The organism is Stenotrophomonas maltophilia, from assembly GCF_002799155.1.
In the GTDB taxonomy this organism is placed as follows: domain Bacteria; phylum Pseudomonadota; class Gammaproteobacteria; order Xanthomonadales; family Xanthomonadaceae; genus Stenotrophomonas; species Stenotrophomonas maltophilia_R.
In genome coordinates this window covers 1,257,285-1,270,215 of record NZ_NERD01000002.1, presented here as the reverse complement: position 1 = coordinate 1,270,215, position 12,931 = coordinate 1,257,285, and the positions used below count along the sequence as shown (strand labels likewise).

Genomic DNA, 12,931 nt, shown 5'->3' with positions numbered 1-12,931 from the left:
CGGTCAGCCTGCCAGCACGCCCTGCCCGCGCATGCGTGGTGCCAGCGCCGCGTGCATCACGGCCAGGTGCATCACCACCGCCAGTTCCGGCGCATGACGGTCATCGCCGGCGCGCCACCGCTGCGCCATCCGGGCCGCGTCGGCCGGCAACAGGGCCAGCAGCTGGGCGTCATCCAGCGAATCGACCGCGCCCTGCAACTGCCGCGCCAGCTGCCGCGACTGCCAGACATGCACACCGATGCTGAGACTGGCCAGCGACATCAGGACCACGGCCAGGCCGTGTTCAAACCACTGCGACAGCACCTCTGGCCCCCACAGCAGGGCCGCCATCACTGCCAGTGCCGGTAGGCGCCAACCCAGCCAGTGGGTACGGCCGCGCTGCGGCCAATGCACCACCACCGCACTGGCCACCAGGGCCGCGGCCGCCGTGGCCGGCAGCTCGCTCAACCAGGTGGCCGCCAGCAACACGCCCAGCACGGCCCAGACCCAGCCGGGGGGTAGGGCCCGCCGCTGGTAGTCGGCCCCGACGGGTCCGACCAGCTGTCGCAGGCTGCGTTGTTGGCTTGCCTCGGTCACCCACAGTCTCCGTGTCTGTCCTGGTTCGGATGGTGGTCTTCAGTGTGTCGCAAATTCGTGCCAATGAAGTTACCAATCCGCTATGGCCAACGCACTGCAACACGTTGCAAATTGACCGCCCGCGCGGTTCACGCCCGCGTCAGATCCTTGCTGAGGAAAATCCTGCGCGTCCCCGGCGGATCGCATGGCACTTCACCGAACACGGCCCATCCCTGTTTCACATAGAAGTCCGGCGCCTGGAAACTGATGGTGTAGAGCACTCCGGAACGACAACCGCGCCGGCGCGCCTCATCTTCCGCAGCCTTCAGCACGCGCGAGCCCAGCCCGTTGCCGCGATATGCCGGTGGTAGATGAAACAGATCCACGAACCACAGGCCCAGCGAAGTCCGCCCGGTAAGGCCTCCCACCACCCTGCCACTGGCTGGATCGGTGACCAGTACCGCCAGCGTGCGTCGATCTGCATACCCGGCGGCGTCCAGATTGAACTTGTCCAGGCCACTGCCGATCAGGTCCAGCGCCTCGTCGCTGGGCTCATCCGTTACAGCGATTTCAAGCGGCATGGCTTCCTTCCATAAGGCTGCAGATCGGAAGTCGCGATGCTATCACCCGTGCTCGTGCCGGCCGCAGCACCCAACGCTGATGCACCTCCAGCGAGGGGCCGTACGCCATCACCTCCGACGCACGCGGAAATTCTGCAGCCACAGCAGCACCTGCCTGCAGTGCCAGGCCACTCACGGCCAGCAACCCTATCCATCGCAATCGCGTCCTGCCGGAACTGATGAAAACGGCCATCGGGCAATCCTGGGGAAGCCCCCCCGGATTCGAACGTGTCGACCAGGCACGGCAGGGCGCCAGGTGGCCCGCCGCGCGGCCGGGAATGTACACCTGCGCCGGCACCGCCGGGTCGCGGCCACCACCAATCAACGCGGCCACGGCGAACTTCCAGCCTCGCTCATAGGGGTCGGCCTGCTGCCTCTACGTGAAGCCCGACCGCGTGACTGTTCAGGAAGATTGCCGTACCATTCGCAGCGTTGGGCAGGCCCTGCCCGTGGCGACACGGAATCGGCCCTGTACCTTGCAGCACTGTAGAAACCGGGGGTGCATTGGTTTCGACGGGGGTTGTGAAGTCGCCTGGCGCATGCCGAGGGGGTAGCTTTCCTCGTAAATCCAGCTGCAAAACTCTAGTTGCCAACGACGACAACTACGCTCTGGCCGCTTAAGGCCTAAGCCTCGAAACCGCTTGTGTCCATGCTCGCGGTGTAGAGTCACTATCATGGAATCGCGCTGGATGGCTGCCTGTCAGTCCGGCACTAGAACACAACAGGCTGGTTCCCGGATGCGCTTTGCGCACCGTGCTGTTCGGGGACGAGATCCAACGGTGAGCTAAGCATGTAGTGCTGGGGATGGAGTGCCTTCGGACGGCGGTTCAATTCCGCCCACCTCCACCATCTGTATGGCCTGTCGAGGCCGCAAGAAGCCGGATCTCCTGTCGATGGGGTTCCGGCTTTTTTGTGCCTGCCCGCCTGAAAGGCTGTAACTCCAAACCCTTTTCATTGCATCATTCCGGCCATCGAGACCCCGATCTCCGCCAAGGAAGAACTGTGATGAAGAAGCTGCTCGTCCCTGCCCTGCTGATTGCCGCATTGTCCGGCTGCATGCCTACCAAGCAGGCATCCCCCGAGCAGATCAAGGACGCTCCGGCCGCACGCATTTTCCCGATCGACGCCCAAGGTGAACCCACGGGCACCATCACGGTCACCCGCGACGTTGGATTCGTGGGCAGCGGCTGCTACATGGGCGTCATGGTCGACGGCAAGATGGCCGCACATCTCGACCCCGCCGAGCGCCTGTCCCTTGTCCTGGCCGAGGGGCGCCACGTACTGACCGCCACGCCTGTCCAGGGGCGGGGCCTGTGCGGCGTGCTGCAGTCGGAGAAGACCAACAATTCCCGCCGGCGCTCGACCGAAATCAACGTCCGCGCCGGCGCCACACAGGCCTATCGCCTCTACTCCTCCGCTGAAGAGTTCCCGGTGATCGAACCAGCGTTCTGACTCCTGCCCCCATCAGAAGGATCTGCCATGAAAGCTGGCCTCACGATGTCCCTGCTCCTCGCCGCCCTCGCCGCAGCCCCAGTCGCGCACGCAGCGGCCCCGGCCGTCGCGCCCCCCGGCACCGCCACGCTGGAAGCGCTGCTGGCCTGCAAGGCCGGTTCGAATTTCAGTGCGGCCGAAGCCATCGACGCGCTGCAGGCAGCCGGCCTGGCCAAGAAGCCGGGCGGCACGTTCGAGCCGGAGGACAAGCCGGTCGCGCTGTTTGGCGGCACGGTCGCCAGTGCCGATGTAAACGTAGCCGAGGGCGAGAAGAGCCTCTTCGTGTACTTGAACGGTGTCGATTCCAAGCGCTTGGCCAGGGCCTGGTCGGTGACCGAGGTCAACGAGCAGGCCAATACCGAAGAACCGTCGTACGTGAAGCGCATCGACAAGCGCCACACCCTGCACGTGATCGCGGGCGACGACTACGAGGGCTATTCGGCTGCGGTGAAGTGCCAGATCAGCCGCTGATGGCGTAGCCCACGCTACAGCCAGCGCGGCACGCGATGGCGGTACTGCGCGTACGCCTCGGGAAAGCGGGCCATCAGTGCCCGCTCCTCCGGCAGGATCTGCAGACGGGTGATGCATACCAGGAACAGCGGCACCGCCAGCAGCGCGATCAGATTCTGCAGGTACACCATGGCCCCGAACAGGACCAGCGCCTGGCCCAGATACATCGGATTCCGCGTGCGGCGGTAGATTCCGCTGGTAACCAGCACGCTCGACGCCGAAGGCCGCAGAGGATTGACGGTGGTACCGGCGCGCCGGAAGGACAGCTTGGGCAGCAGGTTGAGCACCACTCCAAGGATCATCGTCACGCCTGCCAGTAGAACCGGCACCGGCACCCGAAGGTGGAATCCCGGCAGCAGCCAGCGTGCTGCAAAGCCTGCAGCGGCGCACAGCAGCATCAGCACGGGCGGGGGAATGCGGGTTTCCAGCCAGGCCATCGCGATCACCGTGTTCCTACCATTCACCGCAGTGTCACACGGGAATGCCTGAATCGCCCACGGCGGCCCGGCCCAGACCGAACGCCCGGTCTATTCCGCTTTGACAGGACGGCCGCTAGAGTGGCGCCACCGCGCAGGAGCATCGTATGGCTACCACGGGCTTGGGCTTCATCGGCCGCACGACCCTCATCATCACCGTTCTGCTCACCCTGGGCGGCTGCGCGACGCTGCGCCAGTTCGGGCCGTCGGTGCAGGTCGCCTCGGTCACGCCCGGCCAGTACATCGCGCTCAAGCGCGGTGACATCCTCACCTCCGGCAAGCTCAGCGCGGCAACCACGGAGACCCTGCGGGTGGCCGGCCTCGACGAAGGCGTCTGCGCCAAGCCGGGCCTGGCCTGCATCGAGGCGATGGAAGGCAGCATCGTGGTGCGCGAGGAAGACAAGCGCTCCAGCCTGGCCGAGCTGTGGCTGCAGTATGCGATGACCCTGCCGGCGCCGAAGCGCGAGTACTCGGCATCCGGCCGCGCCAAGACTGCGATCACCGAGCTGGATGCCGACTTCCAGCCGCGCCTGGACGCCTGGATGCAGGTCGCGCGCCAGGCCTATGCCTATCTGTTCTTCACCGAACGCACCGCCAACCAGCGCGGTTTCGAAGACCGCCAGACCCAGGTACGCGACTACTACAACCTGGCGGTACAGGAAGCCTCGGTGCAGCTGTACAACGCCTATGCCACCGGGCGCGTGCACGGCCAGGCCAGCCATTTCCAGCTGGGCCGCTGGACCTTCGTGCTGGCGCCTTCAGGCGAAGCATCGCCGCTGGACACGCGCACCCCGACCGAACTGGTGCCGGCCGCCTCGCTGTCGTTCAGCGGCACGCTGCGCAGCGTGCATCGACGCGATGGCTTCGGCGCCGAACTGGTAGCGGTGATGGATGACCCGGCCGGCAGCGTGGCCACCACGCCTTCAGCAACGACATCCACCGCGCAGGCAAGCACCTCGGCCACCCAGAGCTGGAGCGAGATGCCTTCGCCTTCGATGACGGTGCTGTTGCGCTTCTCGGGAAAGAATCTGTGGGAAGTGCTGCATGACGACGAGCCGGAACTGGAGATCCACGATCCCTACCAGATCTCGGAAGTGACCCTGCACGGCCAGCAGGTGCCACTGGCGGCCAACTTCACTGCCGGCTATGCACTGTGGCTGGCACGCTCCAACTTCAGCCACCAGTCGCTGCGCTCGTTGTTTGGTGGCAAGGGTGGCATCGACACGCCGCATCTTTACATGATGCAGCCCTACGACCCGAACCGCCGCGTGCTGCTGATGATCCATGGCCTGGCCAGCAGTCCGGAGGCCTGGGTCAACGTCGCCAACGAACTGATGCGCGACGACGAGATCCGCCAGGACTTCCAGGTCTGGCAGTTCTATTACCCGACCAACATGCCCATCGCGATGAGCCACGATGCCATGCGCCACACGCTGGCCGAGGTATTCAAGCACTTCGACCCCAGCGGCAAGGCGCAGGCCTCGCATGACATGGTGCTGGTCGGGCACAGCATGGGCGGGGTGATCGCGCGGCTGATGATCTCCTCTTCCGGCGATCATCTGGTAGAGACCCTGCTGGCGACTGCACAGATGACGCCAGCACAGCGCGAACTGCTGCGGACCAAGGGCGCACCGGTGCTGACCTTCCTGCCGGAGCCGGAAGTGTCGCGGGTGGTGTTCATCGCCACGCCGCACCGCGGTACCGACGTCGCGGGCACCCGCCTGGGCCGCTGGATCGGGCGCCTGGTACGGCTGCCACTGACCGTACTGGAGGACGTGGCCACCATCGCCAACGACGGCAAGATCGATCGCAATGACGGCAAGCACGGCTACCAGATGAACAGCATCCAGAACCTGGACAAGGACGACCCGTTCGTCCGCGCCGTGGCCGACCTGCCGATGGCTCCGAAGGTGCGCTACCACTCGATCATCGCCCGCGCCAAGGCCGATGGCCCGCTGGAAAAAACCGACGACGGGCTGGTGCCCTATTGGAGCTCCCACCTGCCGCATGCGGATTCGGAGAAAGTGATCGTGTCCGGGCACAGCGTGCAGGAGGCAACGCCCGCCATCGTCGAGCTGCGGCGGATCCTGCATGAGGACATGCAGAATCATGGGCGAATAGGAAATTAAGCCGCCAGCCCCGAAGATCAGGCAGCCGGCACGCGCCGCGAGAACGTGCCGTGCAGCGCCGCCGGGATCGCGAAGCCCTCCATGCGCACCTCGGGCCGGTAGTCGGCACTGGGGGTGAAACGGAACTCGCGCGCCAACAGCGCACACAGCAATACCAGCTGTGCATTGCCCACCGCCGATCCAACGCAGGAACGCGTGGGAAAGCCATAAGGCACATAGATGCCGGCGGTGCGCTTGCGCCGCTCGGGCAGCCAGCGATCGGGATCGAACTGCAGCGGGTCATCCCAGTACTTCGCCGAACGATGCTGGATGAACGAACTGAGCTCGAACACCGTGCCTTCGGCAATGGCCTGCCCTTCCACCTTCAGATCGCAGGCCGCCACGCGACGGTTGTTGAAGGGCGTGGAGTACAGCCGCATCACTTCCTTCAGGAAGCGCAGGGTGCAGGGAATCCTGGCCATCGGCAATGCGTGGATCTCCGCGTCCGAGAGCGGCGCGAATTCCTCCTCGATGCGCTGAAGCCAGTGCGGATGCATCTGCATCGCCAGCAGCAGGCAGGCAGCCATCATGCCGGGCACGCCGGAAATGGCGATCAGCTGCACGGTGACCAGGTAGGTGACCTTGTCCAGACCGATGCGTTCGCGCAGGGTCAGCAATGATTGTGCGTAGTCCAGCGCCGAACGCCCGCTTCGGACCCGGCGCTTGAGTTCGGCTGCGATCGCCCGTGATTCGCCACGACCGATAAGGAAATTGCGCAGCAGGTGGCGCCGATGGATGACCTGCTCGACCTGGGTCGTGTAGCGCAGGTGCAGGGCGCGCTCGATGGCCGCGGTGCCGCGCGCATCGAGGCCTTCGATCACCATCGGGATCAACGGATGGGCCATCACCTTCCACACCGCGGGCGTGGCATCCAGCGCCCGCCCGCACAGTGCGTCCAATGCCTGCCGCATGCGCGACTGCAGCGCTTCAAGATTCTGTGCGCCGGTGAGTTCGGCACTGCGCGTGGCGATCAGGCTGCGTACTTCGGTCCAGCGCACGCGTTCGTGCCGGCGGAACAGGTCCGCCAGCGATTCGACCACGTACAGGTGCTCGGAATTCTCCTTGTCGACCTTGCCGGCCAGCTCCGGGCAGAACACCCCGATACCGCCGGTTTCCAGTTTCAGCACCGGGCCTTCGCGCTCCACGCGCGCAGCCAAGCGCTCGGCAGCGATGGCGCTGCCCTCATTCGACATCCCTTGCATGCAGTGCGTCTCCGGCAGGAAGGGACTCGAAAGACGAGTCCCTTCGTCTTGCTACCGCTCAATCGCGGGGCGCCCCCGCGGGATCAGAACTCGACCCAGAGCGGCCAGGTATTCCACACACTGCTCTTCTCGTTCGGATGAATATTCAGAGTGACGCGCAATGCTCGGGCGAATCTTTTCATTTTCATTCCTTTGCTTGCTGTGTGGTTATGCCGGGATTATCCCGGCACCGGCTAGATAACACGACATAATCCTGCTGTCCAACCGGGCCGGTGCCGCGATGCAACATCGAGGTGCTGGTCCATTGAGGGGAATCCCTCATCGCGCCTGCGCACGCGGCCTCCTATGCTGGACTCACTTTCCCCCAACGGAGGTCCGCATGAACAGGCAAGAGCCCAGCCGCCAGCCCAGCCCCGATCCGGCCGAGCGCGATGCGTTCTTCCCGTCGCCGTACTCGCTGTCGCAGTTCACCTCGCCGCAGAGCAACCTGTCCGGCGCCGAGTATCCGGATGCACGCCGCGACGGCCGCTGGAAGGTGCTGATGATCGCTGCCGATGAGCGTTATCTGCCGACCGCCAATGGCCATCTGTTCTCCACCGGCAACCATCCGGTGGAAACCCTGCTGCCGATGTACCACCTGGACAAGGCCGGCTTCGATATCGACGTGGCGACGCTGTCCGGCAACGCCGTCAAGTTCGAATGGTGGGCCTTCCCGCGCGAGGACCGCGAGATCGGCGCGCTGTACGAACGCTATGAGGGGCGCTTCCGCCAGCCGTTGCAGCTGGACGAGGTGGTGGCTGGCCTGGGAGCCGACTCGGACTATGCCGCCATCTTCATTCCCGGTGGCCACGGCGCGCTGATCGGCCTGCCTGAGAGCACGGCAGTGAAATCCGCGCTGCAATGGGCCATGGCCGCGCAGCGCCACATCATCACGCTGTGCCATGGTCCGGCAGCGCTGCTGGCGGCGGGTGTCGATGAAGCCGGAGGTAGCTCACTGTTCCGCGGCTATCGCGTCTGTGCCTTCCCCGACGCGATGGACCGGCAGACACCGGAGATCGGCTATATGCCGGGGCAGCTGCGTTGGTACTTCGGTGAACGCCTGGTCCAGCAGGGCGTGCAGATCGTCAATGAGGGGATCGATGGCAGCCTGCTGCAGGATCGCCTGCTGCTGACCGGCGACAGTCCGCTGGCCGGCAATGCGCTGGGCAAGCTGGCCGCGCGCACGCTGCTCGACGCGCTGGCCGGGCGCTGAGCCAATGACTGCGCCGGTGCCCGCGCTGCTGGAACTGGAACAGGCGCGGTCACTGGCCGCGGTCGGCAGCGTGCTGCGCGACGCTGCATCGCCACTGGGCTACGACCGCCTGCTGGTGTTCGCCACCGCAATCTGGCTGGAGCGCGACGCGGCGATGGCCCGCACGGATTGAACCCTCTGCGTCGCGCACGCCAGTGTCCGGGTGTGGCGAGCAGCGCGCAGGCGATATGCGCTGCCAGCCGACGCGGCGAGATCGAAGACTGATCCGGGCGGGGCACTTCCGGCAGTCTGATTCGCGTGTTACACACGCAATGCGCATGTGCGCGATTGCAGAAAGCAAGGATGATGCTTATGAAACTGCAACTGGCAACGATGGCCGCGCTGATGTTTGCCGTGGGAGCTTTCTCCATCCCATCCCAGGCCGCCGCCAGCGGTGGTGGAGGTGGTCCGGAGAACACGAACTGCGTCCCGGTCAAGATGGGGCCCCATTACCATCAGCGTTGCGAAGTGACGTACTTCAACGAGGACGGCACTTCCTACATCCAGGTGTACTGGATTGACCAGAATGGCCAGTGGTACCTGCCTGCCGACTGAGTGGTCTCCTGATCGCCCGCGCGATCCGCCGGGCGGCGCCTTCACCGCCCGCCCGGCATCTCCCAGCCGCCCATCCCGGCATACCGCTGTCCTCGCCTTCCATGGCATGCTCCGTGAAACCGTTTTCATGGAATGGAGGGATTCCACGATGTTGTCGCGTTTCCGCCGCCCTGCGCTGTGCGCGCTGTTGGCGCTTGCTCTACCCGCCGTCGCCTGGGCCGCTACACCGGCGCCACTGAAAGTGATGTCGTTCAACGTCCGCACTCCGGCTGATACCGAACCGGGCAAGCGCTGGCCCGATCGTCGCGACGCGATGGTCAAGGTCATCCTCGATGCGCACCCGGCGGTGATCGGCACCCAGGAACTGGTGAAGGAACAGGCCGACTACCTGTCCGAACACTTGCCCGGCTATCGCTGGTTTGGCGAGGGCCGCCGCGGTGGCAGCGGCGACGAGCACATGGGCGTGTTCTACGACGCCAAGGTGCTGACGATCGAGGAGTCAGGCAACTTCTGGCTGTCCGACACACCCGATGTGCCGGGCAGCATCACCTGGGGCAACCTGTATCCACGCATGGTCACCTGGGCGCTGTTCCGCCGCATCGACGACGGCCGCCGCTTCTATTTCATGGATACCCACCTGCCCTACCGCGACGAGGACGAACCACGCCGGGTGAAGGCTGCCGAACTGATCGGCAAGCGCGTGACGCGCCTACCTGCGGATCTGCCGGTGGTGCTGACCGGTGACTTCAACAGCGAGCCCGGCGGTGACACCTACAAGGCGTTCACCCGCGTGCTGCAGGACACCCGTACCCAGGTGAAGGCCCCGCAGGGCCCGCGGCTGACCTTCCACGGTTTCACCGGCAAGGCCACCGGGCAGCTGGACTGGGTGCTGGTGCGTGGCTTCCATGCGCGCAGCTTCCTGACCGATGACCGCCGAATCGATGGCGTGCTGCCCTCGGATCATTTCCCGCTGGTGGTCGAACTGGACTGGCCCAAGCACTGAACCATCACGGCAGCCGCAGCTACAGCGGCGGCTGCCGCGACAGCAGGCGATACAGCGCCTGGTGCTGATCGCGTGCCTGGCAGATGCGGGCCCCGATCGCCAGGAACACGGCCACGCCGATCAGGCCCAGCCCCAGCATCGAATCCTGCAGCCGCAGGAAACCGACGGCGGCGGCCATCGTCGCCAGCACCAGCAGCACCACGACCGCCACCGACAGCCCCGCCCCCGGTGGGCCCGGATCGCCGAACAACATCCGTTGGGTATCCCGCCTTCCGTCCGCCATCGCCTGTTCTCCCAAGTGCCTGACCCCACTAGTTACACGGCGGGCTCCAGTTTCGGCAGAGTCAGAAACGTCACAGACGTGAAGATGTTCGCGGAACGCGCCGCGTTACCCTGCCGCATATTCCCCGCACTGTGGAGCAGGACATGGCACACCAGAGCCGGCTGGCCGGATTCATCATCGACTGCCAGGACCTTCCCGCCGACGAAGGCGCCCGCTTCTGGGCCGCCGCGCTGGGCCTGCAGGCGCAGGCGGCGCATGTCGAAGGGAGCGCCGAATATGCCGACCTGCTGGGTGCACCGGCAGGCTTGAACGTGGAAGTCCAGCGGGTCGACCACCCGTCACGGGTGCACCTGGATATCGAGAGCGACGACATCGATGCCGAGGCCGACCGCCTGGAAAAGCTCGGCGCGCGCCGGATAGGCTTCGTCAAACGCTGGTGGGTGATGGAAGCACCGACCGGCCATCGCTTCTGCATCGTGCGCATGCGCGAGCGCGAGGTGCCGGCCAATCACTGGCCCTGAATGAAAAAGGGGACGGAAGCCACTGCCTCCGCCCCCTACGGTTACTGCACCTGCGCCACGCTCGGTTGCTGCGGTGATTGCCCCCAGCCGCCCAACGCCTTGTACACACCCACCACGCTGACATTGACTTCGGACTCGGCCGCCGCCAATGCGTCATCGGCCGCCAGCTGCGTGCGCTGCGCATCCAGCAGGGTCAGGAAGTCCTCCGATCCCTCGCGATAGCGGATCTGTGCCAGCGATTCGGCACGCCGGGCCGCCTGCGCCTGCTCGACCACGATCGCCAGCCGCGCCTGCTGCTTGGAATAACGGGTCAGCGCGTTCTCGGTGTCTTCCAGGGCCAGCAGTACTGCCTGCTCGTACTGTGCCGCCACCCCTTCGGCTTCCGCCTTGCTGGCACGCAGGCGTGCACGCACCGTACCGAAGTCGAGCGCCGCCCAGCTCAATGACGGGGTCAGCGACCAGGCCTTGTTGTTGCCATTGACCAGGCCACTGGCATCGCCGCCCAGGAAACCAACGAAGCCAGACAACGACAACCGCGGGAACAGGTCCGCAGTGGCCACGCCCACGCGCGCGGTCGCGGCAGCCAGGCGACGCTCGGCCACGCGCACGTCGGCGCGCTGGCGCAGCAGTTCGCGGGTATCGCCCAGCGGCAATGCCTTGGCGAAGGCCGGTACGTCATGCGGCGCGAGCATGTCGGTCAGCACTTCCGGACGCTGGCCCAACAGTACTGCCAAGCGGTTGCGCGACTGCGTCTCGGCTACTTCCAGCAACGGGATGTCAGCCTCGATCGCCTTCAGGCGGGCACGGCTGCTCTGTACATCCAGCTCGCTGCCAGCGCCCAGTTCCCAGCGCGCCTCGGTCAGCTTCTGCGTATCACGCAGGTTCTCCAGCGTGTGCTGGGCCACCGCGATGCGCTTCTGCGTACCACGCAGCTCGAAGTAGTTGCGCGCCACTTCGGCGGCGACCAGTACCTGCGCATCGGCCAGGTTGGCCTGCTCGGCACCGAGGTCTGCCCGCGCGGCTTCGGCAGCACGGCGCTTGCGGCCGAACAGATCCAGCTCCCAGCCGGCGTCGAAGCCGAGCTGGTAGCTTTCACTGAACACCCGCTGCCCACCCAGCTGCGGATCGGGTTGCTTGCGACGATCGTAGCTGCCGCCTGCAGTGATGTGGGGCGCCTGGTCGAAGCGGCTTTCGACGAACACCGCGCGGGCCTGGCTGACGCGGGCCACGGCCACGCGCAGGTCCAGGTTGTCCGACAGTGCGCCATGCACCAGCTGTTCCAGCACCGGATCGTCGAACTGCGCCCACCAGCTGGCCACCGGCGAGGTGGTACTGAAGACCGGCTGTTGTGCGCCCTGGAGGACCACCGGCTCCTGCACCGGGGCCTTGTAGTTCGGGCCGACGCTGACACAGCCTGCCAGCACCAGGCTGGAGACGGCCATCGCCAACGTGCGGATCACCATGGCAGCACCTCGCCCAGGTAGGTGAAGCTGCCGTTCGGGCCTTCATGGCCGATCAGTGCCATCTGTACGCTGGAACGCGCGCCCTCGGCGATCTCGATTTCGCCGTGGCCGCCGTTCATGTCGGTTTTCACGTAGCCCGGATGCACGGTGTTGACCTTGATCTGCGTGCTGCGCAGTTCGTGCGCCAACGCAAGGGTCCAGCTGTTCACCGCTGCCTTGGAGGCGTTGTAGGCCGGAACCTTCATGTCGTAGATGCCGGACGCCGGATCGGCATGCAGGGTCTGCGAGCCGAGGATGCTGGAGACATTCACGATACGGCCGGCCTTGGCCTGCTGCAGCAGCGGCAGGAATGCCTGGGTCACCGCCACCAGCGCATAGACGTTGGTGTCGAAGGTGCGGCGCCAGGTGTCCAGCGACTGCTCGGACGGCCGCTGCGCCGGGTTTTCCAGCAGCACGCCGGCATTGTTGACCAGGATGTCGAGGCGGCCATGGCGCTCGCGCACCTGCTGCACGGCCTCGGCGATGCTGGCACCGTCGGTGACGTCCAGCTGCAGCGCTTCCACTGGCAGGCCCTCGGCCTGCAGCTTCAGTGCCTGCTCCACGGTGGTCTCGCGCTTGCGGCCGGCCAGCAGCGTGTGCACGCCGGCCTGTGCCAGCTGGCGCACGGTCTCGGCGCCGATACCGCGGGTGGCACCAGTGACCAGTGCGATCTTGTTCTGATGGGTGTTCATGGAGTCATGCCTTTGGAGGGGGAAATCCGACACCGGTTGGGGAACCGGTGCCGGTGGAGTTC

At 65.7% G+C, this 12,931-nt stretch carries 15 protein-coding genes and 1 other RNA gene; 9 read left to right on the top strand and 7 right to left on the bottom strand.

All coding sequences use genetic code 11. The features are described from left to right. Positions 1-3: 3 nt before the first annotated feature. Together B9Y82_RS06535 and B9Y82_RS06530 are read right to left on the bottom strand one after the other, a co-directional pair. Positions 4-576 carry a hypothetical protein gene (locus B9Y82_RS06535; RefSeq protein ID WP_100471995.1) on the bottom strand — a complete coding sequence of 191 codons (573 nt, stop codon included), beginning with the start codon at positions 574-576 and terminating at the stop codon, positions 4-6. A gap of 128 nt (positions 577-704) precedes the next feature. Continuing rightward, positions 705-1,136, bottom strand: coding sequence for a GNAT family N-acetyltransferase (locus B9Y82_RS06530; RefSeq protein ID WP_100471994.1), 432 nt, complete (start codon positions 1,134-1,136; stop codon positions 705-707). A 534-nt stretch (positions 1,137-1,670) separates the two neighbouring features. On the opposite strand from B9Y82_RS06530, the gene ssrA reads away from it, so the two are divergent. The 3 genes from ssrA to B9Y82_RS06515 all read left to right on the top strand — a co-directional run bounded on the left by ssrA (position 1,671) and on the right by B9Y82_RS06515 (position 3,137). Further along, positions 1,671-2,024, top strand: a transfer-messenger RNA (tmRNA) gene (gene ssrA / locus B9Y82_RS06525). Positions 2,025-2,180: 156 nt separating this feature from the next. Continuing rightward, the gene (locus B9Y82_RS06520) at positions 2,181-2,627 is read left to right on the top strand and encodes a lipoprotein (RefSeq protein WP_075076051.1); all 447 of its coding nucleotides are present in this window, start codon (positions 2,181-2,183) and stop codon (positions 2,625-2,627) included. Positions 2,628-2,654: 27 nt separating this feature from the next. Beyond that, complete coding sequence (locus B9Y82_RS06515; RefSeq protein ID WP_100471993.1) at positions 2,655-3,137, top strand: hypothetical protein; 483 nt, start codon at positions 2,655-2,657, stop codon at positions 3,135-3,137. A gap of 14 nt (positions 3,138-3,151) precedes the next feature. On the opposite strand, the gene B9Y82_RS06510 is transcribed toward B9Y82_RS06515, so the two are convergent. Beyond that, positions 3,152-3,613: a methyltransferase family protein gene (locus B9Y82_RS06510; RefSeq protein ID WP_100471992.1), complete on the bottom strand. Its 462-nt coding sequence runs from the start codon at positions 3,611-3,613 to the stop codon at positions 3,152-3,154. Positions 3,614-3,759: 146 nt separating this feature from the next. Here B9Y82_RS06510 and B9Y82_RS06505 point away from each other — a divergent pair, with 146 nt between their 5' ends. Then, positions 3,760-5,781 (top strand): esterase/lipase family protein, encoded by a 2,022-nt coding sequence (locus B9Y82_RS06505; protein WP_100471991.1) that lies wholly within the window; start codon positions 3,760-3,762, stop codon positions 5,779-5,781. 17 nt (positions 5,782-5,798) lie between these two features. Here B9Y82_RS06505 and B9Y82_RS06500 read toward each other — a convergent pair whose 3' ends face one another. After that, on the bottom strand, positions 5,799-7,022 hold the full coding sequence (locus B9Y82_RS06500) for a cytochrome P450 (protein WP_238381547.1): 1,224 nt from the start codon (positions 7,020-7,022) through the stop codon (positions 5,799-5,801). A 379-nt stretch (positions 7,023-7,401) separates the two neighbouring features. Here B9Y82_RS06500 and hchA point away from each other — a divergent pair, with 379 nt between their 5' ends. The 4 genes from hchA to B9Y82_RS06475 all read left to right on the top strand — a co-directional run bounded on the left by hchA (position 7,402) and on the right by B9Y82_RS06475 (position 9,871). After that, complete coding sequence (gene hchA, locus B9Y82_RS06495) at positions 7,402-8,274, top strand: glyoxalase III HchA (RefSeq protein WP_100471989.1); 873 nt, start codon at positions 7,402-7,404, stop codon at positions 8,272-8,274. Positions 8,275-8,290: 16 nt separating this feature from the next. Then, on the top strand, positions 8,291-8,446 hold the full coding sequence (locus B9Y82_RS06490) for a hypothetical protein (protein ID WP_238381546.1): 156 nt from the start codon (positions 8,291-8,293) through the stop codon (positions 8,444-8,446). 179 nt (positions 8,447-8,625) lie between these two features. After that, positions 8,626-8,868 carry a hypothetical protein gene (locus B9Y82_RS06480; RefSeq protein ID WP_100475184.1) on the top strand — a complete coding sequence of 81 codons (243 nt, stop codon included), beginning with the start codon at positions 8,626-8,628 and terminating at the stop codon, positions 8,866-8,868. 148 nt (positions 8,869-9,016) lie between these two features. Beyond that, positions 9,017-9,871, top strand: a complete 855-nt coding sequence (locus tag B9Y82_RS06475; protein WP_100471988.1) for an endonuclease/exonuclease/phosphatase family protein — start codon at positions 9,017-9,019, stop codon at positions 9,869-9,871. A 19-nt stretch (positions 9,872-9,890) separates the two neighbouring features. Here B9Y82_RS06475 and B9Y82_RS06470 read toward each other — a convergent pair whose 3' ends face one another. Next, complete coding sequence (locus B9Y82_RS06470) at positions 9,891-10,154, bottom strand: hypothetical protein (protein WP_049414598.1); 264 nt, start codon at positions 10,152-10,154, stop codon at positions 9,891-9,893. A gap of 143 nt (positions 10,155-10,297) precedes the next feature. Here B9Y82_RS06470 and B9Y82_RS06465 point away from each other — a divergent pair, with 143 nt between their 5' ends. Beyond that, a complete protein-coding gene (locus B9Y82_RS06465; RefSeq protein WP_100471987.1) occupies positions 10,298-10,675 on the top strand; it encodes a VOC family protein in 378 nt (125 codons plus the stop codon). Between the two features lie 41 nt (positions 10,676-10,716). On the opposite strand, the gene B9Y82_RS06460 is transcribed toward B9Y82_RS06465, so the two are convergent. Further along, entirely contained in the window at positions 10,717-12,138 is a 1,422-nt protein-coding gene (locus tag B9Y82_RS06460; protein ID WP_100471986.1) for an efflux transporter outer membrane subunit, read from the bottom strand. Continuing rightward, entirely contained in the window at positions 12,132-12,869 is a 738-nt protein-coding gene (locus tag B9Y82_RS06455; protein WP_014036829.1) for an SDR family oxidoreductase, read from the bottom strand. Before B9Y82_RS06455 ends, B9Y82_RS06460 begins: the two co-directional genes overlap by 7 nt. Positions 12,870-12,931: the final 62 nt, after the last annotated feature.

Bases quoted from the DNA above. Each gene is read 5' to 3' on its own strand.
- B9Y82_RS06530 (WP_100471994.1), bottom strand. From the start codon at position 1,136: ATGCCGCTTGAAATCGCTGTAACGGATGAGCCCAGCGACGAGGCGCTG.
- B9Y82_RS06520 (WP_075076051.1), top strand. From the start codon at position 2,181: ATGAAGAAGCTGCTCGTCCCTGCCCTGCTGATTGCCGCATTGTCCGGC.
- B9Y82_RS06515 (WP_100471993.1), top strand. From the start codon at position 2,655: ATGAAAGCTGGCCTCACGATGTCCCTGCTCCTCGCCGCCCTCGCCGCA.
- B9Y82_RS06510 (WP_100471992.1), bottom strand. From the start codon at position 3,613: ATGGCCTGGCTGGAAACCCGCATTCCCCCGCCCGTGCTGATGCTGCTG.
- B9Y82_RS06505 (WP_100471991.1), top strand. From the start codon at position 3,760: ATGGCTACCACGGGCTTGGGCTTCATCGGCCGCACGACCCTCATCATC.
- B9Y82_RS06500 (WP_238381547.1), bottom strand. From the start codon at position 7,022: ATGCAAGGGATGTCGAATGAGGGCAGCGCCATCGCTGCCGAGCGCTTG.
- hchA (WP_100471989.1), top strand. From the start codon at position 7,402: ATGAACAGGCAAGAGCCCAGCCGCCAGCCCAGCCCCGATCCGGCCGAG.
- B9Y82_RS06480 (WP_100475184.1), top strand. From the start codon at position 8,626: ATGAAACTGCAACTGGCAACGATGGCCGCGCTGATGTTTGCCGTGGGA.
- B9Y82_RS06475 (WP_100471988.1), top strand. From the start codon at position 9,017: ATGTTGTCGCGTTTCCGCCGCCCTGCGCTGTGCGCGCTGTTGGCGCTT.
- B9Y82_RS06470 (WP_049414598.1), bottom strand. From the start codon at position 10,154: ATGGCGGACGGAAGGCGGGATACCCAACGGATGTTGTTCGGCGATCCG.
- B9Y82_RS06465 (WP_100471987.1), top strand. From the start codon at position 10,298: ATGGCACACCAGAGCCGGCTGGCCGGATTCATCATCGACTGCCAGGAC.
- B9Y82_RS06460 (WP_100471986.1), bottom strand. From the start codon at position 12,138: ATGGTGATCCGCACGTTGGCGATGGCCGTCTCCAGCCTGGTGCTGGCA.
- B9Y82_RS06455 (WP_014036829.1), bottom strand. From the start codon at position 12,869: ATGAACACCCATCAGAACAAGATCGCACTGGTCACTGGTGCCACCCGC.